Here is a 26,051-nt window from a genome sequence, read left to right as displayed (position 1 = left end):
CTGGTTTAAGTTACTCCCCTGCAAAATAATTTCGGAAATGCCAGGTAGTTGGAGGGCGACCCTCCAGCTGCTCACGCGCCCGGTACTGGCACGGATATCAGTTTCAGGCAAAAGGGGGGCAGGCACCATAAGTACGCTTCAGCAACAGCAACAGCGCCTCCGGAGGGCCTTTTTCATTCCAATAATTTACCGCAGAGCATGGGCAGCAGCAGCACTGGGTTGCGTAGGCCACCGATATTAATGCAGCTATGAGCCACATTTAAAGAAAGTCCGTTTAAGGATATTGGTTTAGGCACTGGAGGCTGAAACAACAAAGAAACCCAAAAACGGAAAACAATGAAAACCTATAAAGTAGTAAAAGTGAATGATGCTGAATCATTTGAATCGAACTTAAATGATCTGGCGCAGGCCGGATGGAAGGTCGTAAACGCGAACCTGGCCTTTGCGGGCGGCACTGACGAAACTCCCACTTACTTTGCCCTGCTGGAAAACAAATCCATAGAAGACGAACTAAAGCAGATGATGGAGGAGAACTCTGATGAGCTGGATAACATTGACCTGAGCCCCTCTGCTAACTAAACAACATGCCTGAACAGCAGCAGAGCCTCCGGAGGGGCTTTTTGATTAGAATAATTTGAGTGCATATCATGTTAGGAGGTATCTATATAGGGATTACCGGTTTCGCTTACCATTGCCCTGCAATAGAGCTGGCTAATGAATCAATCCCAGTCCCTGGCTTGAGGCGCCGGGGGAAGGGACCCTCTATTCGAGAGGTCCGGTGCCGCAGGCAGCCTGAGCGAGAGCGAGTCTAAAGGGGGCTGATCTGTTGCCGGTGCCGGAGCGAGTACCTGAGGGGAGCCCCTATCAAAATAAAAAAGGCGAGCCTGGCATAAATAGCGTCTTTATAGAACTTCCGGAAGTTCCTGAAAAAGTGCAGGAGCTTAAAGGCCTGATACGCTAGCATGTTGTTGTGCTTGCGATGATAGTAAAGCCTTGATATATAGAATTCTTTTTCGATATCGAAGTTGCGGGATGTGCTTTTGCCCATATGATGGATGAACTGGGCTGCAGGCAAGAGATAACAAAAGTATCCTTTGTCCTTCATTTTTTTTGCAATGTCCTCTTCTTCGCAGTAGAGAAAATAATTGGTGTCGAGGCCGCCAACTTCCGATAATTTCTGGAAATCCACAAACATGGAAGCACCCGTTACAAAAGGCACTTTAAGAGGCCTGGAGTAAGCTGTTGTCTTGGAAGGGAGAACACCGCTGCCAAAGATGCGCATAAAACTGGTGCCGAAAAGCATTAAACCGAGCGTGGGCAGGTAGCCGAAAGAGTGATGAGGCGAATGGTTCGTATTGTACATCTGGCCACATGCTACGCCAACATCGGTGTTTTGCTGCATGAAGTTGTACAAGAGGCTGATATTGTCGTTTAGAAATTCGCAATCGTTATTCAGGAAGAAATAATACTCGGCTTGTACGAGTTGCACCCCAAGCATATTGCCGGCAGAAAACCCTACATTAATCCTGCTCCTGAAGATGGTAACCTGGCTAATTGCCTGTAAGCTTTGCTGCATCCGGGTATAATCAGCTATCTGAGAGTTGTTGTCTATCACCACAATGCCATAATCAAAATCAGCAGGTGTTTTCTCCAATATAGAGCGCACACAGTTTATGGTGAAGTCAGACGAGTTGAAATTGATTATAACGACAGCTACTTTTTTCATAAAGGGAGTAAAGCCATGTTCGCTTTTAATATGTAATATTTAGTTTTTTGGCAGATTTAGCGGAGAGCTACAAACCGGAAATTGCGTGAAGGGTAGAACCATTCGGAGCGCGGCGGGGCCACCAGAAGTTACGAGCGGGAGCAAGGGCAACAAAAAAACAACTGATGTTACGAACCTGGCAGCAAGTTGCTACTGTTAAGAGCCGGATTTAAAATGCTGCAATAATTCGTTTCCTTCAAAACGAGATTGCTTTCTGCAAATAAAGTAGTACCTGCTTTTAAACAATTTATAGCAACTCAGCCTGAGTGCGTAACATCAGTCGCAAATAAACAACAGAAAGATTACACGGTCATGATCTCGGCTTCCTTCTTCACCAGCAACTCATCTATTTTCACAATATAGCTGTCAGTGAGCTTCTGTACTCTGGCTTCTGCATCACGCACGTCGTCTTCGGCAGTACCTTCTTTCTGAAGTTTGCGGAGCGAGTCGTTCACATCTTTGCGGATGTTGCGGATGCTGATCTTGCCTGCCTCTGTCTCGTTCTTCACCTGCTTCACCAGGTCACGGCGCCGTTCCTCCGTCAGGGGCGGAATGCTCAGGCGGATGCTGTCGGCATCGTGCATGGGGTTCAGGTTCAGGTCGCTGTTTTTGATGGCTTTGCCTATTTCATTCACCATGTTTTTCTCCCATGGCTTAATGATGAGCGTACGGGCATCGGGTGTAGAGATATTGGCAACCTGCGATACAGGAGTAGGAGTGCCGTAGTAATCTACCCGCAGATCCTCTACCATGGCCGGAGAAGCCTTGCCGGCGCGTATCTTTGTCAGTTCGGCACCGGTGTGCTGCACTGCCTTTTGCATAGATTCCTCTGCTTCGCTGAGGTAAAACTGAATTTCTTCCGTCATATCAATTTTATCTTAAAGTTCTTCTGCTGAAACTAATTGTCTTTTGTTTGTAATGATACTGATTTTTGTGAAATCTGTTTTATGCCACAAATGCCGAGGGAGCGCTGGGGCCGCTGTTAAAGCATTTCGTCCATACTCACCAGCGTACCTACCTGCTCTCCCTGTACCAGGCGCTTCAGGTTGCCGCCCGTGTTCATGTCGAATACAATAATGGGGAGGTCATTCTCTTTGCACAAGGTAAAGGCCGTCATATCCATCACATTCAGTCCTTTTTCGAACACCTCTTTAAAAGAGATATTGGGGTAAAATATTGCGTCCGGGTCTTTTTCGGGGTCAGCAGAGTAGATGCCGTTTACCCGGGTTCCCTTCAGCACCACGTCGGCTTCTACCTCAATAGCTCTTAAGCTGGCTGCTGAGTCGGTGGTGAAGTAAGGGTTGCCGGTGCCGGCGCCAAAGATAACCACACGCCCTTTCTCAAGGTGCCGCACTGCTCTTCGGCGAATATACGGCTCGCAAACCTGCTGTATGTTCAGGCCCGAAAGCAGTCGGGTATACACGCCTAGCTTCTCCAGGGCGCTCTGCAAGGCCATGCTGTTGATAACCGTGGCCAGCATGCCCATATAGTCGCCCTGCACCCGGTCCAGACCCACCTGCTCTGCCTGCACCCCCCTGAAAATGTTGCCACCTCCTATAACTACCGCCACCTGCACGCCAAGCGCCGATACTTCTTTTATTTCCTGGGCATACTGCATCAATCTGTTAGAATCAATGCCGTACTGTTGTTCACCCATCAGCGCCTCACCGCTAAGCTTTAGCAATATCCGTTTATACTTCACGATTATAGTTGTATTTATGATTTCAAAAGATCGTGCTGCAATCGGGCGTTATGCTGCCCGGCTGGCAACATCTGCAAACTAAAACAAAATCAGCACCTGGTTCTTTTCCACGTTCTGGCGTACCGCCACCTTTATCTCCTTTACCACGCCATCGCCCGGCGACTTCAGGATGTTCTCCATCTTCATTGCCTCCAGTATCATAATCGGGTCTCCCTTTTTCACCTCCTGCCCTGGCTGCACTTTTATTTCAAGAATCAGGCCAGGCATCGGGGCTTTCACATCGTTTACTTTCTGGGTATTGGCATCGGTCATGCCCAGTTTATCGAGCAGGAGGTCGAACTGGTCCTTCACGCTGACAGTTTTCACCACGCCGTTGATTTTTAGCGTAAATGTCTTGGCCTTGTAATCTGCCTCCACAAGCTCAACCGAATAAGATTTGCTGTCTTTAATGATATGAAAGTAGTTGGGGCCGATAGGGGAGATGTCCCAGTTGAAAGGCAATCCGTTAAGAAGTACCGCATCTTTCTGTATTGTAACCTGCCATGTCTTGTCGTCAGCGGTTTTTACCTGGAGCATCGTGTAAATCTGGTTTCGGGGCTTAAAGATAATTGAATTATCAGAGTAATTTTAGAAATTGGACCCAAAATTAAAACATTCCACTATGAATCAAAGATTTCTGAGTGCTGTGGGTATCGCCGCAATGATGGCCCTCTCGGCTGGTTGCAGCACTCCTAAAGGTGCGGTTGGCACAAATGAGAACAACGTCATAATTTCTGATATAACTCCTGGCGCCGCTGCCGATACTTCTTCTGTTCCTGTGTGGGCACCCAAGATCCATGGCTTTAACCCATCGCGTACCCGGCACCACGACCTGCTGCACACCAAACTGCGGCTTCGCTTCGACTGGGAGAAGCAGCATGTGCTGGGGCTGGCCGAACTAACCCTGAAGCCCTATTTTTACCCACAGCAACAGCTGGTGCTCGATGCCAAAGGCTTTGATATCCACAGCATCCACCTGATGAAAGGTTTTGACGGAACACCGCTGAAATACGCATACGATGGCCTAAAGCTTACCGTTGAGTTGGGTCGCACCTTCACCCGCGATGAAGAATTCATAATCGAGATCAACTATACAGCCAAGCCCAACGAGCTGGCATCTGGTGGCAGCGATGCCATAACCGACGACAAAGGCCTGTATTTTATAAACCCTCTGGGTACTGAGGCTGACAAGCCCCGCCAGATCTGGACACAGGGCGAAACGGAGGCCAGCTCTGCCTGGTTCCCGACCATCGATTCGCCAAACGAGCGCATGACGCAGGATGTCTACCTGACCGTAGACAAAAAGTTCACGACACTCTCTAACGGCACCTTTGTGTACTCCCGCCAAAACCCCGATGGTACCAAAACCGACTACTGGAAAATGGAGCAGCCGCACGCGCCTTACCTGGCCATGGTAGCGGTAGGCGAATTTTCGGTGGTAAAAGACAAATGGCGCGATAAAGAGGTGAACTATTATGTAGAGCCTGCTTATGCAGCTACTGCCAAAAAGATATTCGGGCATACACCTGAAATGATGGAATTCTTCTCCAAAAAGCTGGGAGTGGATTATCCGTGGTCGAAATATGCCCAGATAGTGGTGCGTGATTTCGTGTCCGGTGCCATGGAGAATACCACTGCCTCTGTGTTTATGGAAGACCTGCAACTGACGGAGCGGGAGCTGATTGATAAAAGCTGGGACGGCATTATCGCCCATGAGCTTGTTCACCACTGGTTCGGTAATTATGTCACCACCGAGTCCTGGGCAAACCTGCCCCTGAACGAGTCGTTTGCCAATTACTCAGAGTATCTGTGGTCGGAATATAAGTATGGCGCTGATGAAGCCGCTTACCTGCAGTTGGAGGAGCTGGGCCAGTATCTGGCTGAAGCTGAAACGAAGCGGGAGCCGTTAATCCGCTACCGCTATGGCAACCGTGAAGAAATGTTCGACAGCCACTCTTACGCGAAAGGGGGCCGTGTGCTGCACATGCTGCGCAAGTACGTAGGCGACGATGCTTTTTACGCCTCCCTAAACCACTACCTGACCAAGCACAAGTTCTCTGATGTGGAGATAGCAGAGCTGCGCATGGCCTTTGAGGACGTGACCGGTGAAGACATGATGTGGTTTTTTGATCAGTGGTTCATGAAACCCGGCCACCCGGAGCTAGAGGTAAGGCATACCTTTGCAGATGGTCAGTTAACCTTGCAGGTGGCGCAGAAGCAGGATACCTTGTACGTGCCCGTATACCGCCTGCCGCTGAAGGTAGCCGTATGGGTAAATGGCAAGCGCAGCGACTACCCCATAGAAGTAAACAAAGCAGTACAGACTTTCCAGTTCCCTGTAGCTGCTCAACCGCAGGCCGTGGTTTTTGATAGTGAGCAGCAGCTGCTGGGTACAGTGGAGCATTCTAAAACAGAAAGAGAGCTCATATATCAGTTTAGTAACGCACAAGAAATGAGAACAAGATATGAGGCCCTGGTGAAGCTGGAGGAAAAACTGCAGAGTACAGAGGTGCGCAACCTGATGCAGGTAGCCCTGAAAGATGAGTTCTGGCACATCAGGAGCATGGCCGTGAATGCCCTGGTCGGTTTAGAGGCAGAAGAAGCCGGAGCTTTTGTGAATGAGGTAAGGCAAATTGCTCTCAGCGACAAAAAAAGCTCCGTACGCGCCGATGCCATTCTGGCCCTGGCCGCCTGGGGAGGCGAAGACATGCAGCCCTTGTATGAGAAAGCCATGCAAGACAGTTCTTACCAGGTTGCCGCCGCCGGAATCCTGGCATATGCCGGTACCGGCGCTCCGGACACCAAAGCCAGGCTGGCTGTGTTCGATAAAGAAAAGAATGAAGATGTAGTGCTGTCGCTGGCGGTTTACTATGCCGTGCAGGGTGGGATGGAAAAATATGATTGGTTTATAAAGCAGGTAAAACAGGGGAGAGGAAGTGGGCTTTATTACTTGCTGCAGAGTTTTGGCGCGTTTCTGGCCGCCAATGAACAGGCAAATACACCGGAGGCGATAAATTTACTGGGCGATCTGGCACTGCATCATAATTTGTACTATATACGGTTAGGAGCATATCAGTCATTGTCGGTAATGTCTGACCGTCAGGAGGTAAAGGAGCTACAGGCAAAAATAAAACAGAACGAAAAAGATGAACGGCTGCTGAATCTGTACAACCGCTAAACAAGGAACAGAAAAAAAAATAAGTTTTTTTTAGAGGAATAGTTGACTCTGATCTAAAAGTAGTTAATTTTGCATCTCCTTAGAACGAACAGCTGGAAAGGAGCTGTGAATTATAAGGAGATGTTCTGTTAAATTTTGTGCTGAATAAGCAATTGGGGAGATTCCAGAGTGGCCAAATGGGACGGACTGTAACTCCGTTAGCGCGAGCTTTCGAAGGTTCGAATCCTTCTCTCCCCACTTTTTAAAGTCAGGTAATGGCTTGATCGGTTTTGAAGCGGGAGTAGCTCAGTTGGTAGAGCGATAGCCTTCCAAGCTATAGGTCGCGAGTTCGAACCTCGTCTCCCGCTCAACTCAGAAAGTAACGACCGGTTGGATTTATGGAAATCAAAGGAAGGGAATTTCATGTAAATGGATTTCCTTTTTACTGTAGGTTCAGATTGTAGTTCCGAAAGAGTTGAAGGCCGACGTAGCTCAGGGGTAGAGTACTTCCTTGGTAAGGAAGGGGTCGTGGGTTCAATTCCCATCGTTGGCTCAAAGTCCGTTACGTGTACATTTAAAACACAAAACACTTAAACGTTTTAACCTTAATTTAAATCATACAATGGCTAAAGAAACATTTGACCGTTCCAAACCGCACGTAAATATCGGTACTATTGGTCACGTTGACCACGGCAAAACAACTTTGACTGCTGCCATTACTACAGTATTGGCTAAGAAAGGTCTGGCTACTCTACGTGACTTCTCTTCAATCGATAACGCTCCTGAAGAAAAAGAAAGAGGTATTACTATCAATACATCGCACGTAGAATACGCAACTGAAAACCGTCACTATGCTCACGTTGACTGCCCAGGTCACGCTGACTACGTGAAGAACATGGTTACAGGTGCTGCTCAGATGGACGGCGCTATTCTTGTGGTTGCGGCTACAGATGGTCCTATGCCACAAACTCGTGAGCACATCCTTCTTGCCCGTCAGGTAGGTGTTCCTCAGCTGGTAGTGTTCATGAACAAAGTGGACATGGTGGATGACCCTGAGCTTCTTGAGCTTGTTGAGATGGAAATCAGAGAACTGCTTTCTTTCTATGACTTTGATGGCGATAACATTCCGGTGATTCAAGGTTCTGCGCTTGGTGGCCTGAACGGCGAAGAGAAATGGGTGAAAACTATCGAAGAGCTGATGGCTGCAGTAGATAGCTTTATTCCAATCCCTGCTCGTTTAACTGATCTTCCATTCCTGATGCCAGTAGAGGACGTGTTCTCTATCACTGGTCGTGGTACTGTTGCAACAGGCCGTATCGAGCGTGGTGTGATCAACTCTGGTGAGCCAGTAGAAATATTAGGTATGGGTGCTGAGAACCTGAAGTCTACTGTTACTGGTGTTGAGATGTTCCGTAAGATCCTTGACAGAGGTGAAGCTGGTGACAACGTTGGTCTGCTGCTCCGTGGTATTGAGAAAACCGACATCCGTCGTGGTATGGTTATCTGTAAGCCAGGTTCAGTGAAGCCTCACGAAGAATTCAAAGCTGAAGTTTACGTTCTTTCAAAAGAAGAAGGTGGACGTCACACTCCATTCTTCAACAAGTACCGTCCTCAGTTCTACTTCAGAACGACAGACGTTACTGGAGAAATTGTCTTGCCAGAAGGTGTAGAAATGGTTATGCCTGGTGACAACATCACTATCACAGTGAAATTGATCAACAAGGTAGCCATGGAGAAAGGCCTTCGTTTCGCTATCCGTGAGGGTGGTAGAACTGTAGGTGCTGGTCAGGTAACAGAAGTACTTGTTTAAAAAAAATAAAACCCGTTCCTGATAATCTTTTTTAGGAACGGGTTTGTTTTTGCAAATATTATAAATAACTTTGCACTCCATTTCAAAAGTGGCGTGCATTTTTTTACGGGTGTAGCTCAATTGGTAGAGTAGTGGTCTCCAAAACCATTGGCTGGGAGTTCGAGTCTCTCCACCCGTGCAATTTTAAATCTGGTAAAGCGAAGGCGATGAGCAATATTAAAAGCTATATAAACGAAACAGTGGAGGAAATGAGAAATAAAGTCTCATGGCCCTCTTATGCTGAGTTGCAGCGTAGTTCTGTACTAGTCTTGATTGGCTCCCTGATTTTTGCTCTGGTAGTAGGCGCTATAGATTTTGTTTTTGACGGCTCACTCGAATGGTTTTACAACCAGTTTTAATAAGAAGCTATGGCTGATTTAAAATGGTATGTAGTGCGCGCAGTAAGTGGTCAGGAAAAGAAAGCGAAAGCTTACCTGGAGAATGAGATAGTGCGTCAGCATTTGGAAGAGTATGTGCCCCAGGTTCTTATTCCTGCCGAGAAGGTGTATGAAATGCGAGGCGGTAAGAAGCGTATCAGAGAGCGTAATTTTTTTCCTGGCTATGTGTTGGTGAACGCAGACCTTTCTCATGGAGAGGCTGAGCATATTATCATCAGCACACCGGGAGTGATTGGTTTTCTTGGCTCTAATGAAGGAACTCTTCATAAGAAGCCTGTTCCCTTACGCCAGTCTGAGGTAAACAGGATCCTGGGAACGGTAGACGAGGCAGAAGAGCAGTCGGAAGTACTGGATACCCCATTTATTGTTGGTGAGTTGGTGAAAGTGATGGATGGTCCTTTCAGCGGATTCTCGGGCACAGTTGAGGAGGTGTTTGAAGAGCGTAAGAAGCTGAACGTGATGGTGAAGATCTTCGGTCGTAACACACCGGTGGAGCTTAACTACATGCAAGTAGAAAAAGAATCATAGTTTAATTTAAATAATGGCAAAGGAAATAAAAGGTTACCTGAAACTTCAGGTAAAGGGAGGTGCCGCGAACCCATCGCCACCGATTGGACCTGCACTTGGTTCTAAAGGACTTAACATCATGGAGTTCTGTAAGCAGTTTAATGCCAGAACCCAGGATAAGCCAGGACAAGTGTTACCAGTATTGATTACAATTTATGCAGACAAGTCCTTCGACTTCGTTATTAAGACGCCGCCTGCCCCTATTTTGTTAATGGATGCTGCTAAAATTAAGGTTGGTTCGAAAGAGCCGAATCGTAACAAAGTAGGTTCAGTTACATGGGATCAGGTAAGAGAGATTGCAGAGATCAAGATGGCCGACCTGAATGCGTTTAAACTGGATGCCGCCATGAAAATGGTAGCAGGAACAGCACGCAGCATGGGCATCACGGTATCTGGAGATGCTCCTTGGAACGAATAATAAGAGTTAAAGGATAATGGCGAAGATTTCAAAAAACAGGAAAGCAGCTTTAGCTAAAGCTGACTTAACAAAAGAGTATTCTTTAACAGATGCGGCTTCAGTTGTAAAGGATATCACTTTTACAAAGTTTGATGCCTCTGTTGATATAGATGTACGCTTAGGCGTAGACCCCCGCAAAGCAGACCAGATGGTTCGTGGAATTGTAACCCTCCCTCACGGCACTGGTAAAGAAGTAAAAGTACTGGCCCTTGTAACTCCCGATAAAGAGCAGGAAGCAAAAGACGCTGGCGCTGACTTCGTAGGACTAGATGACTACATTCAGAAGATCGAAAAAGGATGGACAGATGTTGATGTGATTATTACCATGCCAGCTGTAATGGCTAAGGTTGGTCGTCTTGGAAGAATCCTTGGGCCACGTAACCTGATGCCTAATCCTAAGTCCGGAACTGTAACGCAGGATGTTGCTAAAGCAGTGAAAGAAGTTAAGGCTGGTAAGATCGACTTCAAAGTTGATAAGACTGGCATCATCCATACCAGCGTAGGTAAAGTGTCATTCACGCCTGAGCAACTCGCTGCAAATGCTGCTGAAGTAATCGCTACACTTAACCGTTTGAAACCATCTTCAGCTAAGGGTACTTACATTAGAAGTATAACATTGTCCAGCACAATGAGCCCGGCCGTAATCGTTGATAAGAACGCAACAATCTAAGAAAATGACCAGGGAAGAAAAAGAAATAATTGTAAAGGATCTGAGCGAGAAGTTAGCGAACACTAACTATTTCTATATCACAGATGCTTCTACCATGTCGGTAGCCAGCACCAACCAGTTCAGGAGACTTGCTTTTGAAAGAGGCCTCGAGTATAAAGTTTATAAGAACTCTCTCATTAAAAAGGCATTGGATACCTTAGAAGCCGATACTACAGCCTTAGAAGGTGTTTTAAAAGGATTTTCCGGCGTTGTATTCTCTCCTGAAGTAGGTAATGCCCCGGCTAAGCTGATAAAAGACTTCAGGAAGAAAGGCAATCCGCTCCCACTACTAAAGGGAGCCTATATCGATGCTGGTATTTACGTTGGCGATGACCAACTGGATGCTTTAACCAATGTTAAGTCCAAATATGAACTCATTGGCGATGTTATCGGTTTACTTCAGTCTCCGGCTAAAAATGTTGTTTCAGCACTGCAAAGCGGTGGAAGCAAATTGGCAGGTATCCTGAAAACCTTATCAGAAAAAGAATAATTTAAAAACGTAATCAATAAGTAACTTTTAATTTCAATAAAAATGGCAGATTTGAAAGCATTCGCTGAGCAGTTAGTAAATTTAACTGTGAAAGAAGTTAATGAACTAGCTACAATCCTTAAGGACGAATACGGTATCGAGCCAGCTGCTGCTGCTCCAGTGATGGTTGCTGGTGGTGGTGCTGCTGAAGGTGGAGCTGCTGCAGAAGAGAAAACTTCTTTTGATGTTATTCTAAAGTCAGCAGGTGCATCTAAACTAGCAGTTGTTAAACTGGTGAAAGAACTTACTGGTCTTGGTCTGAAAGAAGCGAAAGAACTGGTAGACGGTGCACCTAAGCCTTTAAAAGAAGGTGTTGCTAAAGACGAAGCAGAATCTCTGAAAAAATCTTTGGAAGAAGCTGGTGCTGAAGTTGAGGTTAAATAATCTCACTTTACCAACATACCGACAACAGGTAGACCTGGCAAGTTCGTCAGGTCTTTTCCTGTTTGTATATGGGTTCAAATTTTGAATCCTTTTTTTGCACATGACTGTTTTGAAAGCATGTGTCTGAGTCAAAATGTAAACGTTAAAATTCAATGTCTTTGGCTAAGAATAAAACGAAAGAGCGAATCAATTTTGCTTCTATAAAGCATGTAATCGACTATCCTGACTTCCTGGATGTTCAGCTACAGTCGTTTCAGGATTTTTTTCAGCTGGAAACCCCGGCTGAAAATAGAGCTCAGGAAGGTTTGTTCAAAGTGTTTGCTGAGAACTTTCCAATTTCTGATTCAAGAGAAAACTTCGTTCTGGAGTTTATCGATTACCATATAGATCCTCCGAAATACTCTGTTGATGAGTGTATTGACAGAGGATTAACGTATTCTGTGCCACTCAAGGCTAAACTTCGCCTTATCTGTAATGACGAAGATAACGAGGATTTTGAGACAATTGAGCAGGAAGTTTTCTTAGGGAATATTCCTTACATGACTGAGAGGGGCTCTTTTGTTATAAATGGTGCGGAGCGTGTTATTGTTTCTCAGTTGCATAGGTCACCAGGAGTATTCTTTGCGCAAAGTAAACATACAAACGGAACAAAACTATATTCTGCCAGAATAATTCCGTTCAAAGGTTCCTGGGTTGAGTTCGCAACAGACGTGAACAACGTGATGTACGCTTACATAGACCGTAAGAAAAAATTCCCCGTTACCACGCTGCTGCGCGCTATAGGTTATGGAACCGACAAGGATATCCTGGATCTGTTTGGCCTTTCTGAAGAAATGCCGGCTACAAAGGAAAACCTGAAGAATGCTGCTGGTAGAAGACTTGCTGCCCGCGTGTTAAGAACCTGGACTGAAGATTTTGTGGATGAAGATACAGGTGAAGTAGTATCCATCGATAGAAATGAAGTGCTTTTAGAGCGTGACTCTGAAATTACGGCTGAAGATATCAGTATCATTCTTGATTCTGGTGTGCAATCGGTAATTCTTCATCGTGAGAATGTAAACATAGCGGACTACGCGATTATATATAATACGCTTCAGAAGGATAACTCAAACTCCGAGAAAGAGGCTGTTGAGCAAATCTACCGACAGCTTCGTAATACGGAGGCTCCTGATGAGGAAACAGCACGCGATATCATCCAGAAGCTATTCTTTTCTGATAAGCGTTATGATCTGGGCGAAGTTGGTCGTTACAGAATCAACAAGAAGCTGGGGCTGGACTCTAACTGGGATGCCAAAGTACTCACAAACGAAGACATCGTTCTCATCGTGAAGTACCTGATCGGCCTAATTAACTCCAAAGCGGTAGTAGACGATATTGACCACTTGAGCAACCGCCGTGTAAGAACGGTAGGTGAGCAGCTCTATGCACAGTTTGGTGTAGGTTTGGCACGTATGGCCCGTACCATCAAGGAGCGTATGAACGTGCGTGATAATGAAGACTTCAAACCGGTTGATCTGATCAATGCGCGTACGCTGTCTTCTGTTATCAACTCTTTCTTTGGCACAAACCAGCTGTCGCAGTTCATGGACCAGACAAACCCGCTGGCAGAAGTGACGCATAAGCGTCGGGTATCTGCACTGGGGCCAGGTGGTCTGTCAAGAGAGCGAGCTGGTTTCGAGGTGCGTGACGTGCACTATACGCACTATGGCCGTCTGTGTACCATCGAAACACCAGAGGGACCTAACATTGGTTTGATTTCCTCGCTATGTGTGCATGCACGCGTTAACCACATGGGCTTTATTGAAACGCCATACCGTAAGGTGGCGGACGGTAAAGTAAATATAGACGGAACGGTAGAATACCTGACTGCTGAAGAAGAAGACACACACCATATTGCTCAGGCAAACGCTATTATCGATGATAATGGCAACTTCGTAAACGATAGGGTGAAAGGCCGTTTTGAAGGGGACTTTCCGGTGGAGGAGCCAGGTACGTATTCTTATATGGACGTAGCACCAAATCAGATCGTGTCGGTAGCTGCCTCCCTTATTCCTTTTCTGGAGCACGATGATGCTAACCGTGCACTCATGGGGTCAAACATGCAGCGCCAGGCGGTTCCATTGCTCAAGCCACAGGCTCCAATAGTGGGTACTGGCCTGGAGAGAAGGTCTGCCATAGACTCAAGGGCACTGGTGATAGCAGAAGGTGAAGGCATCATCGATTTTGTTGACTCTACTAAGATTGTGGTTAAATACGATCTGACGGAAGACGAGAAATTGGTGGCTTTTGATGCGGAATATATTACCTATAAACTTATCAAGTTCAGGAGGACGAACCAGGATACGTGTATTAACCTGACTCCAATTGTGTACACAGGCCAACGTGTAACAAAAGGACAGCCTTTGTGCGAAGGTTATGCGACAAACAATGGTGAACTGGCCCTTGGAAGGAACCTGCAGGTGGCGTTCATGCCATGGCAGGGATATAACTTTGAGGATGCTATCGTAATCTCTGAAAAGGTAGTGAGAGATGATGTGTTTACCTCTATTCACATCGAAGAATTTGAACTGGAGGTTCGCGAGACAAAGCGTGGTGAAGAAGAACTTACCTCTGAGATTCCGAACGTTAGTGAAGAAGCCGTAAGGAACCTGGATGAGAACGGAATTATCCGAATTGGTGCTGAAGTAACCGAAGGAGATATCCTCATCGGTAAAATCACTCCTAAGGGAGAAACTGACCCGACTCCGGAAGAAAAACTGCTTCGTGCGATATTCGGTGACAAAGCTGGTGATGTGAAGGATGCTTCGCTTAAGGCACCGCCTTCTCTGAATGGAGTTGTAATTGAGACGAAACTTTTCTCCCGGCCTAAGAAAGATAAAAACCTTCGGGCTAAGTCTAAAAAAGAGGTTGAAGAACTGAAGGTTAAGTACTCAAGGGATTTAACAGCCATAAAAAATATTATGGTTGATAAATTAGTGGCTCTCTTGGAAGGCAAGACGACGAACGGCATTCGCCATAAGTTTGGCGATGAAATCCTGACCAAAGGCTCTAAGTTCTCCAGAAAGAATATAATCGAGGCACTGTTCCCTGAAAAGAACCCATACAAGGACGAAAGTAACTATGCGGTTCCAGAAGAGGTGAATATGTTCAAAGATCTTATTCTGGAAAACTGGACAGAGGACGAAAAGATCAATAATATGTTGGTTGAGCTTGTTAAAAATTACAACAAGCGCCGAAACATCACTTCCGCCCATTTTAAACGTGAGCGATTCACGTTAGAGGTAGGGGATGAACTGCCTGCCGGTATCGTACAACTTGCCAAGGTATACATCGCCAAAAAGCGTAAGTTGAAGGTAGGCGATAAGATGGCAGGCCGCCACGGTAACAAAGGGGTAGTAGCTAGGATTGTGCGAGAAGAAGATATGCCATTCCTGGAAGACGGAACACCGATGGATATTGTTTTGAATCCACTTGGTGTACCATCAAGGATGAACATTGGCCAGATCTATGAAACTGTGCTTGGTTGGGCAGGAAAGAAATTAGGAAGAACATACGCGACACCTATTTTTGATGGTGCAACGGAAGAGCAGGTTTCTGCTGAACTGGCTGAGGCCGGACTGCCGCACTTTGGACGGTCTTATTTATTCGATGGTTTGTCCGGAGATCGCTTTGATCAGCCAGTAACTGTAGGAGTAATTTATATGCTGAAACTGGGTCACCTGGTAGATGATAAAATGCACGCCCGTTCTATTGGACCATACTCCCTTATTACGCAGCAGCCACTTGGTGGTAAAGCGCAGTTTGGTGGGCAGCGTTTCGGTGAAATGGAAGTGTGGGCACTTGAGGCATTTGGTGCATCAAACGTTCTCCAGGAGATCCTGACAGTAAAATCAGATGATGTGATTGGTCGTGCGAAAGCATATGAAGCAATTGTGAAGGGTGATGTACTGCCAAAACCAAACATACCGGAATCATTTAATGTATTGATTCACGAATTAAGGGGTCTGGCGTTAGAAATCACATTGGAATAATAAACTGCATTAAGCGCTGCGGCATAGGCCAAAGCGCTTAATGCAATTTATACTGTATAGCTGTGTAGCATATCATTGTATCGACATTATTATAATAATATGGCATTTGCAAAAAATAAAAAATTAACTCAGGACTTTTCTAAAGTAACGATAAGCCTAGCTTCGCCAGAGTCGATTCTGGAGCGTTCCAACGGAGAAGTTACAAAGCCTGAGACCATCAACTATAGAACCTATAAGCCTGAGATGGGCGGGCTATTCTGCGAAAGAATATTCGGCCCTGTAAAGGACTGGGAATGCCACTGCGGAAAGTATAAAAGGATCAGATACAAAGGCATTATCTGCGACCGCTGCGGTGTAGAGGTGACTGAGAAGAAAGTGCGTCGGGAGCGTATGGGGCATATTGAACTGGTAGTGCCTGTTGCTCATATCTGGTACTTTAAATCTCTTCCTAACAAAATAGGGTACCTTTTAGGATTACCTACCAAAAAGCTCGATCAGATCATCTATTACGAAAGATATGTTGTGATACAACCAGGTATTCTGGCAGAAGATGGTGTTAATACGCTAGATTTTCTGACAGAAGATGAATACCTGGACATGATCGACAAACTCCCGCGCGAGAACCAGGTGCTGGATAACAATGATCCAAACAAGTTCATCGCAAAAATGGGGGCAGAGTCCTTACAGATGCTGTTGGAGCGTACTAACCTAGATGATCTGTCTTACGAACTGCGCCACGCCGCTGCCCACGAGACTTCGCAGCAGCGTAAAGCTGAGGCGTTAAAGCGTCTTCGGGTAGTAGAAGCTTTCCGTGATGCTGCCACCAGAATCGAGAACAGACCAGAGTGGATGATCATCCGGATGGTGCCTGTAATTCCGCCAGAGCTTCGGCCACTTGTTCCATTAGATGGCGGCCGTTTCGCTACTTCCGACTTGAACGACCTGTACCGACGTGTTATTATTCGCAATAACCGCCTGAAGCGTTTGATTGAGATCAAGGCTCCTGAAGTAATCCTTCGTAACGAGAAGCGTATGCTACAGGAAGCAGTAGACTCCCTGTTCGACAACTCTCGAAAAGTGAACGCCGTGCGGGCAGAAGGAAACCGTGCATTGAAATCACTTTCTGACATGCTGAAAGGCAAGCAGGGACGTTTCCGTCAGAACCTGCTTGGTAAGCGTGTGGACTACTCCGGTCGTTCAGTGATTGTAGTTGGTCCAGAATTGAAGCTGCATGAGTGCGGTTTGCCGAAGAACATGGCAGCGGAACTCTTTAAGCCCTTCATTATCCGTAAGCTGATTGAAAGAGGCATCGTTAAGACTGTAAAGTCTGCTAAGAAAATAGTGGATCGTAAGGACCCTGTAGTTTGGGATATCCTGGAGAATGTGCTGAAAGGCCATCCGGTTCTCCTGAACCGTGCCCCTACACTTCACAGATTAGGTATTCAGGCATTCCAGCCAAAACTGATCGAAGGTAAAGCTATTCAGCTTCACCCATTGGTATGTACGGCCTTTAACGCCGACTTTGACGGTGACCAGATGGCGGTGCACGTTCCACTCGGACCTGCTGCTGTACTGGAAGCCTCTATGCTGATGCTGGCATCGCATAACATACTGAACCCGGCCAATGGTGCTCCTATTGCGGTGCCTTCTCAGGACATGGTGCTAGGTTTATATTATGTATCCAAAGGAAAGCGCAGTACTGAGCACGAGAAAATTGCCGGTGAAGGCATGAGCTTCTACTCAGCAGAAGAAGTTATTATTGCTATCAACGAAGGCAGGCTTTCTAAGCAAGCCTACATTAAAGTAAGAACAAAAGTTAAAGCTGAGAAAGGCGAACTGGTAACGAAATCTATCGAGACAGTGGCCGGCCGCGTGATCTTTAACCAGTTCGTGCCTGAAGAAGTAGGGTTTATTGACGAGCTTCTGACAAAGAAAAAATTGCAGCAGATTATCTCCAGAGTGTTCAAAGAAACGGGTATGGCCCGTACGGCTCACTTCCTGGATGATATCAAGACATTAGGTTTCCAATCTGCCTATAAGGGTGGATTGTCAATGGGTCTTGGAGATATTCAGATTCCTGCTGAAAAAGATAAATTGGTAAACCAGGCCAAGAAAGAAGTGGATGCTGTTTGGGCTAACTACTCTATGGGTCTGATTACAGACAATGAGCGTTACAACCAGGTAATTGACATCTGGACCCGTATCAACAACCAGATTACGGAAACGTTGATGCGACGCCTGGAGAACGATGACCAGGGCTTTAACTCCATCTTCATGATGATGCACTCTGGAGCCCGTGGTTCAAGAGAACAGATTCGTCAGTTAGGTGGTATGAGGGGGCTGATGGCGAAGCCTCAGAAATCACTTCAGGGCTCAGTAGGAGAGATTATCGAAAACCCGATCCTTTCCAACTTTAAGGAAGGTTTGGATGTAATCGAATATTTTATCTCCACACACGGTGCCCGTAAAGGCCTGGCCGATACTGCCCTTAAAACGGCGGATGCTGGTTACCTGACACGCCGCCTGGTAGATGTTTCTCAGGACGTGATTGTGAACGAGGAAGACTGCGGCACGCTGCGAGGTCTGGAAGTTAGTGCGCTGAAAGATAATGAGGACATTGTGGAATCATTGTCTGAGCGTATCCTGGGCCGCGTAACGGTACACGATGTATATGATCCAATTACAAACGAGTTGATTGTAGAATCTGGCGCGGAAGTAACAGAGGAAGTGGCTCGTGAAATTGAAAACACTGCCATTGAGACAGTGGAGATCAGGTCGGTACTTACGTGCGAGTCGAAACGCGGGATCTGTGCCAAGTGCTATGGCCGTAACCTGGCTACAGGATTTATGGTGCAGAAAGGCGAGGCTGTTGGTGTAATTGCAGCACAGTCAATCGGAGAGCCTGGAACGCAGTTGACGCTCCGTACATTCCACGTGGGTGGTACCGCTTCTAACATTGCGGTTGATGCAACCATCAAGGCAAAATTTGCTGGTAAAATCGAATTTGAGGATGTTCGTACCATTGATACGATCAACAACGAAGGCGATTCAGTAAAAGTAGTGATGGGCCGCTCCGGGGAGATTAAGATAGTAGATCCTGCCACAGGAAAGCTGTTTATCAGCAACCACGTACCTTATGGTTCCTTTATCGTGGTGAACGAGGGACAAATGGTTGAGAAGGGAGATCAGCTGTGTAGTTGGGATCCTTATAACGCTGTGATTCTGTCAGAATTTGATGGGGTTATTACTTATGAGTCTATCATAGAAGGCGTTACTTACCGTGAGGAGTCCGACGAACAGACCGGCTACCGTGAAAAAGTTATCGTTGATACGAAAGACAAGACGCAGAACCCTGCTATTGTAGTAAACCCTGCCAACGGAGATCCTAAAGGCTATAACATACCTGTAGGAGCGCACTTAACGGTAGAAGACGGAGAGAAAATAAAGGCTGGACAAATTCTGGTGAAGATTCCTCGCGCTATCGGAAAAACCCGCGATATTACAGGTGGTCTGCCACGTGTGACGGAGTTGTTTGAAGCGCGTAACCCCTCTAACCCGGCTGTTGTGTCTGAGATAGATGGTGTGGTAACCTATGGTAGTGTGAAACGTGGTAACCGAGAAATTTACATTGAGTCGAAAGACGGTGTGAAGAAAAAATACATGGTGCCATTGTCGAAACACATTCTGGTACAGGACAATGACTTTATTCGTGCCGGTATGCCGCTATCTGATGGAGCCATTACACCAAACGATATCTTGAGCATCCAGGGTCCTGGCGCGGTGCAAGAATATCTGGTGAATGAGATCCAGGAAGTATACCGATTGCAGGGTGTGAAGATCAACGATAAGCACATTGAGGTGGTCGTGCGCCAGATGATGCAGAAAGTAGTTGTGCTGGAGGCGGGAGATACCAGCTTCCTGGAACATCAGGTGGTTGATAAAATCACTTTCATGGAAGAGAACGACAGAATCATAGACATGAAAGTTGTGGAAGATTCCGGAGACTCTGCCAGCTTGAAACCAGGACAGATTGTAAGTGCCAGAAGGCTGCGTGATGAAAATTCAAGTTTAAAAAGAAGAGACCTGAAACTGGTGACAGTTAGAGATGCGCAACCATCTGTATCGCGGCCAACCCTTCAGGGGATCACACAGGCATCCTTAGGCACGCAAAGCTTTATCTCTGCAGCATCCTTCCAGGAAACTACTAAGGTGCTCAGTGAGGCTGCGATCAAAGGCAAGGCCGATGAATTACTTGGTCTGAAAGAGAACGTGATTGTAGGGCATCTGATACCGGCGGGTACGGGCCTGAGAGAATATCAAAGGCTAATAGTCGGGAACAACGATGAGTATGAATCTTTAGTTGAATCCAAAAAATCTGCGGCTAAGCCGAAACAACAGGAACTGCAGAACAGATAACCTTAGCTATGGCGGAAGATCAGCAAAATCAGCATCAAATAAATATTGAGCTAACGGAAGAAATAGCCGAAGGACAGTATGCGAATCTGGCCATGATAGCTCATTCCAGTGGCGAATTTGTGATTGATTTTATTAGGCTGATGCCAGGGTTGCCAAAGGCGAAGGTGAAATCTAGAGTTATTATTACGCCAGAGCATGCCAAAAGATTATTGGCAGCTCTGGCTGATAATGTACAAAAGTTTGAGGCAACTTATGGTGAGATAAAGCAGGCTAATGAGGCCCCATCGTTTCCAATGAATTTTGGAGGAACCATAGGCGAAGCCTAAGGTGCTAAGAATTAGTGAATTAAAATTTGAATTTGCAATGGGAAATTAATACCTTTGCAAACCCAATTTTTGAGTAGAAAAATAGATCATTAACAACTTATAAATGCCTACTATACAGCAATTAGTAAGAAAAGGTAGAGAGAAACTGACTTATAATTCTAAGTCTCCTGCCTTAGACGCATGCCCGCAACGGCGTGGCGTATGTACTAGAGTATATACAACAACTCCTAAGAAACCAAACTCAGCTATGCGCAAAGTGGCCAGAGTAAGGTTAACAAACGGAAAAGAAGTAAACGCCTACATCCCAGGAGAAGGCCACAACCTTCAGGAACACTCTATTGTGTTGATCAGGGGAGGTAGAGTTAAAGACCTTCCGGGTGTACGTTATCACATAGTACGTGGTGCGCTTGATACGGCCGGTGTGAGCGGACGTCTGCAAAGCCGTTCTAAGTATGGTGCGAAAAGACCAAAACCAGGTCAGCCAGCCGCTGCAGCAGGTAAAGGTGGTAAAAAGAAATAATTAATAGTTTTTAATACAATGAGAAAAGCAAAGCCTAAAAGTAGAGTTCTCCTTCCTGATCCGAAATATAAAGAGACATTAATCACACGCTTCGTTAACTATTTAATGGAAGACGGTAAAAAGAGTGTGGCGTATGGTATCTTCTATGATGCTGTGGATCTAGTAGAGCAAAGAACAAAAGAAAGCGGAGTGGAAACCTGGAAGAAAGCATTGAATAACATCATGCCGAGCGTAGAGGTGAAAAGCCGCCGAGTTGGAGGAGCTACATTCCAAGTGCCGACTGAGGTTCGCCCGGACCGCAGAGTATCTCTGGGTATTAAGTGGATGATTTCTTACTCGCGCAGACGCGGTGAGAAAACCATGAAAGATAAGTTAGCAGGTGAAATCATTGCTGCTGCTAAAGGTGAAGGTGCTGCTGTTAAAAAGAAAGACGATACGCACAGAATGGCCGAGGCAAACAAAGCATTCTCACACTTTAGATTTTAATAGATGGCAAGAGACTTAAAATATACAAGAAATATTGGTATTGCCGCTCACATTGATGCTGGTAAAACCACGACTACTGAGCGTATTCTTTATTATACCGGCAAATCCCATAAGCTGGGCGAAACCCACGAAGGTTCCGCTACAACTGACTGGATGGAGCAGGAGCAGGAACGTGGGATTACAATTACTTCTGCTGCCGTAACAGTAAAATGGCCTTACAGAAACAACGAATACCATATAAACATTATCGATACACCAGGTCACGTGGATTTTACGGTAGAAGTAAACCGTTCCCTGCGTGTATTGGATGGTCTGGTATTCCTTTTCAGTGCGGTAGACGGTGTTGAGCCTCAGTCAGAGACTAACTGGCGTTTGGCTGACAACTACAAAGTGGCTCGTATCGGTTTTGTTAACAAAATGGACCGCTCGGGTGCTGACTTCTTAGCAGTGTGTAAGCAAGTGAAGGAAATGCTTGGAAGCAACGCCGTAGCGCTTCAACTGCCTATCGGTTCTGAGGATAACTTCAAAGGCGTGGTTGACTTAGTTAACAACCGTGGCATTATCTGGAATGAGGACGATAAGGGGATGACCTTTACAGAAGTTCCGATTCCTGAGGACATGGTTGAGGAAGCTACGGAATACAGAGAAAAACTGTTAGAGGCTGTCGCTGAGTATGACGAGACGCTGATGGAGAAATATTTCGAAGATCCGAACTCCATCACAGAAGATGAAATCCTGGCTGCTTTACGTGCTGCTACAATTGACATGGCCATTGTGCCTATGCTTTGTGGATCATCTTTCAAGAACAAAGGCGTGCAGACCATGCTCGATTATGTGATGGCCCTTATCCCTTCTCCATTGGACAGGGAAAACATTATTGGTACCAACCCTGATACAGGAGCAGAGATAGCGCGTAAGCCAAGTGTAAGCGAGCCTTTTGCTGGTCTTGCCTTTAAAATTGCCACAGACCCTTATGTAGGTAGACTTTGCTTTGTGCGAGCCTATTCTGGGGTGTTGGAGTCCGGTTCTTACGTGTTCAATACACGTTCAAATAACAAGGAGCGTATCTCTCGTATCTTCCAGATGCATGCTAACAAGCAAAATCAGATCGATAAGCTGGAAGCTGGAGACATTGGCGCGGTAGTAGGCTTCAAGGATATCAAAACAGGCGATACACTCTGCGACCAGAGTGCTAAAATCGTTCTGGAATCCATGGACTTCCCTGAGCCAGTTATTGGTTATGCCATCGAGCCTAAAACACAGGCCGACGCAGATAAGATGGGTATGGCGATCGCTAAATTGATCGAAGAAGACCCAACGCTGCAGGTAAATACAGACGAGGAAACCGGTCAGACAATCTTAAGAGGAATGGGAGAACTTCACCTGGAGATCATTATCGACAGGATGAAGCGCGAGTTCAAGGTAGAACTGAACCAGGGTGCTCCTCAGGTTGCTTACAAAGAAACTATTACCAAATCTGTTGAGCACAGAGAGGTGTTCAAGAAGCAGTCTGGTGGTCGTGGTAAATTTGCGGATATCGTGTTCGAGATGGGACCGCGCGAAGATGGCAAGCAAGGACTTGAGTTTGTTAACGCTATCGTGGGTGGTGTAATTCCTAAAGAATTTATTCCTGCCGTTCAAAAAGGATTCGAAGAAGCCATGAAAAATGGTATTCTTGCGGGCTTCCCGATTGATTCGATGAAAGTGCGTCTGTTCCACGGTTCATACCATGATGTAGACTCCGACTCACTTTCTTTTGAATTAGCAGGCCGCCAAGGGTTTAAGGAAGCAGGCAAGCAGTGTGCGCCTAAACTTCTGGAGCCGATCATGTCAGTAGACGTGGTGACGCCAGATGAGTACACAGGCCCTGTAACCGGCGACTTGAACAGAAGAAGAGGTTTGATGAAAGGCATGGATACCAAAGGAACTGCAACTGTAGTTAAAGCTGATGTTCCGCTTTCTGAACTATTTGGTTATGTAACCGACCTCAGAACCATTACGTCAGGTAGAGCCACGGCATCACTTACTTTCTCGCATTACGAGCAAGTACCACAAAACCTGGCAGATGGCATTATTGCAAAATTAAAAGGAACTGCAGCTAAATAGTAGTAAAAATAATGAATCAGAAAATCAGAATTAAACTCAAGTCTTACGACCATAACCTGGTAGACAAATCTTCTGAGAAGATTGTTAAGGCTGTAAAAGCTACCGGTGCTATTGTAAGCGGACCAATTCCTCTTCCAACGGAGAAAGATAAATTCACGGTTCTTCGTTCACCACACGTAAATAAGAAGTCGCGTGAGCAGTTTCAGCTTTGCACCTACAAGCGTTTAGTAGATATTTATTCTACCAGTTCGAAAACAGTAGATGCCTTGATGAAGCTTGAACTTCCAAGTGGGGTTGATGTTGAGATCAAAGTTTGATAAGAAATCAACTGAAGAGAAAGAGAACCGAGATATCGGTTCTCTTTTTTTTAGCGCTTACGGGAACAGGTGAAAGCAAGTGGCACAAACAAAGAACTGCCTTGAACCTCCGAAGGGGCAATTTCATTTGAATAATTTGTAAAAGTACCCATACGATTAATAGCGTGATTCTGTGGAGAAATAGGCAGTAAGAGAAAAGCAAAGTAGAATCTACAGGCTAAAGGAACCAGGTCAACTTAATGAGAGAAATCCCTGCCAACGAATGAACAGTCTTTTGTGACACGGAGGCAAAGCGAATTATTCTAATGAAAATGGCCCTCCCAACACAAACAGGCTCTATTGCTCCGTGAGGAATGAGAGGGAAAATAAAGTGAATGGCGTCGCCATCCATTGGCAATTGAAGGGAATAGCAGAACCAATGGAAGTAATCAAAAAATTTTTGTTTGAATAGCTAGCCTTATATTGGGCAATGGCTGCACAAGAAAAGACAGCTGTTAAAGCAACACGTCGAGAGCTTCTGGAAGGCCAGTTTCGTTAGAATAATCTCATTTAAAATTTACACACTTAATCTCGCAAAAAATCAGGCAGTTTTTGCGGCGGGAGGCAAGACTTCAGAAGGTAAGTACCTGATTGATAATAAATATTTTAAGTAAAGGTTGCAGAGCAAAATAAATATTCACTATCTTTGCACTCCCTTAGCGAAACCGAAAGGGAAACAAAAATAAAATTTCCATCTAAACAAAAAAGTCGAATGCCTGGAATTATCGGTAAAAAAATCGGGATGACAAGCCTCTTCACTGCAGATGGTAAATACACGCCAGTAACGCTTATTCAAGCAGGCCCGTGTGTAGTTACTCAAGTGAAGACAGTAGAGACTGACGGCTATGAAGCTGTACAGTTAGGCTATGGCGAGAAGAAGCTGAGGAGAGTAACGAAAGCGGAAGCAGGTCATTACAAGAAAGCTAACACAACTCCCAAGAAGAAAGTAGCAGAATTTGATGTGGAAGGCGTATCCTTAAGCCTTGGCGATCAGGTTGACGTGAATCTCTTCATTGAAGGAGAATATGTGGATGTAGTAGGCACATCAAAAGGTAAAGGTTTCCAGGGCGTTGTGAAGCGTCACAACTTTGCTGGTGTTGGTGGTCAGACACACGGTCAGCACAACAGGGCAAGACACCCAGGATCTATTGGCGCCTGTTCTTGGCCGTCACGAGTGTTTAAAGGAATGCGCATGGCAGGCAGAATGGGTGGTAACAGAGTTACTATTCAAAACCTAACTGTGTTACGTGTTATTGCAGATAAAAATCTGTTAGTTGTTAGTGGCTCTATACCAGGTGCCAAAAATTCTTACGTGTTAATTGAGAAATAAAATGGAGCTTTCTGTATTGAATATCAAAGGTGAAGATACAGGTAGAAAGGTAACGCTTTCTGATGCTGTGTTTGGTGTAGAGCCAAATCAGCATGCGATGTATCTTGACGTGAAGCAGTATCTGGCCAACCAGAGACAAGGGACACATAAAGCCAAGGAGCGAAACGAAGTAGCCGGATCTACCAAGAAGATTAAGAAGCAAAAAGGAACGGGTGGCGCTCGTGCAGGCAGCCTGAAAGCCCCTCATTTTGTAGGTGGTGGTAGAGTGTTCGGTCCGCGACCAAGAAACTACAGCTTCAAACTGAATAAGAAATTGAAATCTGTAGCACGCCTTTCTGCCTTGTCTTTATTGGCACGCGATAATAAGGTGGCACTAGTGGAGTCGTTCTCTCTGGAGGCGCCCAAGACAAAGGAGTTCAGAGATATACTGAACAACCTGCAGGCAACCGGAAAGACCTTGCTGTTAGGATCTTCTGTAGATAAGAATGTATTGCTGTCCAGCAGAAACCTTCCAAAGGTTAAGGTGACCTCTGTTAGCGGCGTAAACACATACGACCTGCTGAACACAGAGAAGCTTCTGATCCTGGAAGACTCCGTAAATAATTTGGAAAACCTCTTTAGCGCAAAATAATGATCGTTCTTAAAAGACCGCTTGTAACAGAAAAATACGCTGCCATGAATGAGGTTGGTAAATATGCTTTTGAGGTGGCCAAAACTGCCAATAAAGTTGAAATCAAAAAGGCAGTAGAAAAACTTTATGGTGTTACCGTTGAAAAAGTAGCCACCATGAAAACGCTTGGCAAGTTAAAAACAAAGCACACAAAGTCTGGTGCAGTAACCGGCCGTACAGCATCCATCAAAAAAGCAATCGTGACCGTGAAAGAGGGCGACATCATCGACTTCTATAGCGGCATCTAATTTTTA

The 26,051-nt window shown here is 45.8% G+C and carries 23 protein-coding genes and 4 tRNA genes; 23 read left to right on the top strand and 4 right to left on the bottom strand.

What is annotated here, in order from left to right:
* The first annotated feature begins 336 nt into the window (after nucleotides 1-336).
* Nucleotides 337-579, top strand: coding sequence for a hypothetical protein (locus FJM74_RS19160; protein ID WP_187264246.1), 243 nt, complete (start codon nucleotides 337-339; stop codon nucleotides 577-579).
* Nucleotides 580-808: 229 nt separating this feature from the next.
* On the opposite strand, the gene FJM74_RS19155 is transcribed toward FJM74_RS19160, so the two are convergent.
* The 4 genes from FJM74_RS19155 to FJM74_RS19140 all read right to left on the bottom strand — a co-directional run bounded on the left by FJM74_RS19155 (nucleotide 809) and on the right by FJM74_RS19140 (nucleotide 4,043).
* Complete coding sequence (locus FJM74_RS19155; protein WP_187264245.1) at nucleotides 809-1,726, bottom strand: glycosyltransferase family 2 protein; 918 nt, start codon at nucleotides 1,724-1,726, stop codon at nucleotides 809-811.
* A gap of 341 nt (nucleotides 1,727-2,067) precedes the next feature.
* Nucleotides 2,068-2,631 carry a ribosome recycling factor gene (frr, locus tag FJM74_RS19150; RefSeq protein WP_187264244.1) on the bottom strand — a complete coding sequence of 188 codons (564 nt, stop codon included), beginning with the start codon at nucleotides 2,629-2,631 and terminating at the stop codon, nucleotides 2,068-2,070.
* A gap of 116 nt (nucleotides 2,632-2,747) precedes the next feature.
* Nucleotides 2,748-3,467 (bottom strand): UMP kinase, encoded by a 720-nt coding sequence (gene pyrH / locus FJM74_RS19145; protein WP_187264243.1) that lies wholly within the window; start codon nucleotides 3,465-3,467, stop codon nucleotides 2,748-2,750.
* 78 nt (nucleotides 3,468-3,545) lie between these two features.
* Nucleotides 3,546-4,043, bottom strand: coding sequence for a biotin/lipoyl-containing protein (locus tag FJM74_RS19140; RefSeq protein WP_187264242.1), 498 nt, complete (start codon nucleotides 4,041-4,043; stop codon nucleotides 3,546-3,548).
* An 85-nt stretch (nucleotides 4,044-4,128) separates the two neighbouring features.
* Between FJM74_RS19140 and FJM74_RS19135 the strand changes: the two genes are divergently transcribed.
* From FJM74_RS19135 to rplW, 22 genes are all read left to right on the top strand, one after another.
* Complete coding sequence (locus FJM74_RS19135) at nucleotides 4,129-6,684, top strand: M1 family aminopeptidase (RefSeq protein WP_187264241.1); 2,556 nt, start codon at nucleotides 4,129-4,131, stop codon at nucleotides 6,682-6,684.
* 154 nt (nucleotides 6,685-6,838) lie between these two features.
* Nucleotides 6,839-6,921 (top strand) — tRNA-Tyr (locus tag FJM74_RS19130).
* Between the two features lie 37 nt (nucleotides 6,922-6,958).
* A tRNA-Gly gene (locus tag FJM74_RS19125) sits at nucleotides 6,959-7,031 on the top strand.
* A 113-nt stretch (nucleotides 7,032-7,144) separates the two neighbouring features.
* Nucleotides 7,145-7,216: transfer RNA gene (locus FJM74_RS19120), tRNA-Thr, on the top strand.
* 69 nt (nucleotides 7,217-7,285) lie between these two features.
* The gene (tuf, locus tag FJM74_RS19115; RefSeq protein ID WP_187264240.1) at nucleotides 7,286-8,473 is read left to right on the top strand and encodes an elongation factor Tu; all 1,188 of its coding nucleotides are present in this window, start codon (nucleotides 7,286-7,288) and stop codon (nucleotides 8,471-8,473) included.
* A 105-nt stretch (nucleotides 8,474-8,578) separates the two neighbouring features.
* Nucleotides 8,579-8,651, top strand: a tRNA-Trp gene (locus FJM74_RS19110).
* A gap of 28 nt (nucleotides 8,652-8,679) precedes the next feature.
* Entirely contained in the window at nucleotides 8,680-8,871 is a 192-nt protein-coding gene (gene secE / locus FJM74_RS19105; protein ID WP_187264239.1) for a preprotein translocase subunit SecE, read from the top strand.
* Between the two features lie 9 nt (nucleotides 8,872-8,880).
* Nucleotides 8,881-9,438 (top strand): transcription termination/antitermination protein NusG, encoded by a 558-nt coding sequence (gene nusG / locus FJM74_RS19100; protein WP_187264238.1) that lies wholly within the window; start codon nucleotides 8,881-8,883, stop codon nucleotides 9,436-9,438.
* A gap of 13 nt (nucleotides 9,439-9,451) precedes the next feature.
* Nucleotides 9,452-9,895: a 50S ribosomal protein L11 gene (gene rplK, locus FJM74_RS19095; protein WP_187264237.1), complete on the top strand. Its 444-nt coding sequence runs from the start codon at nucleotides 9,452-9,454 to the stop codon at nucleotides 9,893-9,895.
* Between the two features lie 16 nt (nucleotides 9,896-9,911).
* On the top strand, nucleotides 9,912-10,604 hold the full coding sequence (gene rplA / locus FJM74_RS19090) for a 50S ribosomal protein L1 (protein ID WP_187264236.1): 693 nt from the start codon (nucleotides 9,912-9,914) through the stop codon (nucleotides 10,602-10,604).
* Nucleotides 10,605-10,608: 4 nt separating this feature from the next.
* Complete coding sequence (gene rplJ / locus FJM74_RS19085; protein ID WP_187264235.1) at nucleotides 10,609-11,133, top strand: 50S ribosomal protein L10; 525 nt, start codon at nucleotides 10,609-10,611, stop codon at nucleotides 11,131-11,133.
* A 42-nt stretch (nucleotides 11,134-11,175) separates the two neighbouring features.
* Complete coding sequence (gene rplL / locus FJM74_RS19080; protein WP_187264234.1) at nucleotides 11,176-11,556, top strand: 50S ribosomal protein L7/L12; 381 nt, start codon at nucleotides 11,176-11,178, stop codon at nucleotides 11,554-11,556.
* 158 nt (nucleotides 11,557-11,714) lie between these two features.
* Nucleotides 11,715-15,587, top strand: a complete 3,873-nt coding sequence (gene rpoB, locus FJM74_RS19075) for a DNA-directed RNA polymerase subunit beta (protein WP_187264233.1) — start codon at nucleotides 11,715-11,717, stop codon at nucleotides 15,585-15,587.
* Between the two features lie 99 nt (nucleotides 15,588-15,686).
* The gene (gene rpoC / locus FJM74_RS19070) at nucleotides 15,687-20,003 is read left to right on the top strand and encodes a DNA-directed RNA polymerase subunit beta' (protein ID WP_187264232.1); all 4,317 of its coding nucleotides are present in this window, start codon (nucleotides 15,687-15,689) and stop codon (nucleotides 20,001-20,003) included.
* 8 nt (nucleotides 20,004-20,011) lie between these two features.
* A complete protein-coding gene (locus tag FJM74_RS19065) occupies nucleotides 20,012-20,329 on the top strand; it encodes a DUF3467 domain-containing protein (RefSeq protein ID WP_187264231.1) in 318 nt (105 codons plus the stop codon).
* A 103-nt stretch (nucleotides 20,330-20,432) separates the two neighbouring features.
* Nucleotides 20,433-20,849 (top strand): 30S ribosomal protein S12, encoded by a 417-nt coding sequence (gene rpsL, locus FJM74_RS19060; RefSeq protein ID WP_026236167.1) that lies wholly within the window; start codon nucleotides 20,433-20,435, stop codon nucleotides 20,847-20,849.
* An 18-nt stretch (nucleotides 20,850-20,867) separates the two neighbouring features.
* Complete coding sequence (rpsG, locus tag FJM74_RS19055) at nucleotides 20,868-21,335, top strand: 30S ribosomal protein S7 (RefSeq protein WP_187264230.1); 468 nt, start codon at nucleotides 20,868-20,870, stop codon at nucleotides 21,333-21,335.
* 3 nt (nucleotides 21,336-21,338) lie between these two features.
* A complete protein-coding gene (gene fusA / locus FJM74_RS19050) occupies nucleotides 21,339-23,441 on the top strand; it encodes an elongation factor G (RefSeq protein WP_187264229.1) in 2,103 nt (700 codons plus the stop codon).
* Nucleotides 23,442-23,452: 11 nt separating this feature from the next.
* Nucleotides 23,453-23,758 (top strand): 30S ribosomal protein S10, encoded by a 306-nt coding sequence (gene rpsJ, locus FJM74_RS19045; protein WP_007654312.1) that lies wholly within the window; start codon nucleotides 23,453-23,455, stop codon nucleotides 23,756-23,758.
* 751 nt (nucleotides 23,759-24,509) lie between these two features.
* A complete protein-coding gene (rplC, locus tag FJM74_RS19040; protein WP_187264228.1) occupies nucleotides 24,510-25,127 on the top strand; it encodes a 50S ribosomal protein L3 in 618 nt (205 codons plus the stop codon).
* A 1-nt stretch (nucleotide 25,128) separates the two neighbouring features.
* Nucleotides 25,129-25,758, top strand: coding sequence for a 50S ribosomal protein L4 (rplD, locus tag FJM74_RS19035; protein WP_187264227.1), 630 nt, complete (start codon nucleotides 25,129-25,131; stop codon nucleotides 25,756-25,758).
* Entirely contained in the window at nucleotides 25,758-26,045 is a 288-nt protein-coding gene (gene rplW / locus FJM74_RS19030; RefSeq protein WP_187264226.1) for a 50S ribosomal protein L23, read from the top strand. The genes rplD and rplW overlap by 1 nt, the downstream gene beginning before the upstream one ends.
* The last annotated feature ends 6 nt before the right edge of the window (nucleotides 26,046-26,051 follow it).

Source organism: Pontibacter beigongshangensis, from assembly GCF_014332515.1.
GTDB lineage: Bacteria > Bacteroidota > Bacteroidia > Cytophagales > Hymenobacteraceae > Pontibacter > Pontibacter beigongshangensis.
Note: the sequence above shows the minus strand (reverse complement) of the source record. Positions and strands in the feature narration are given on the sequence as shown.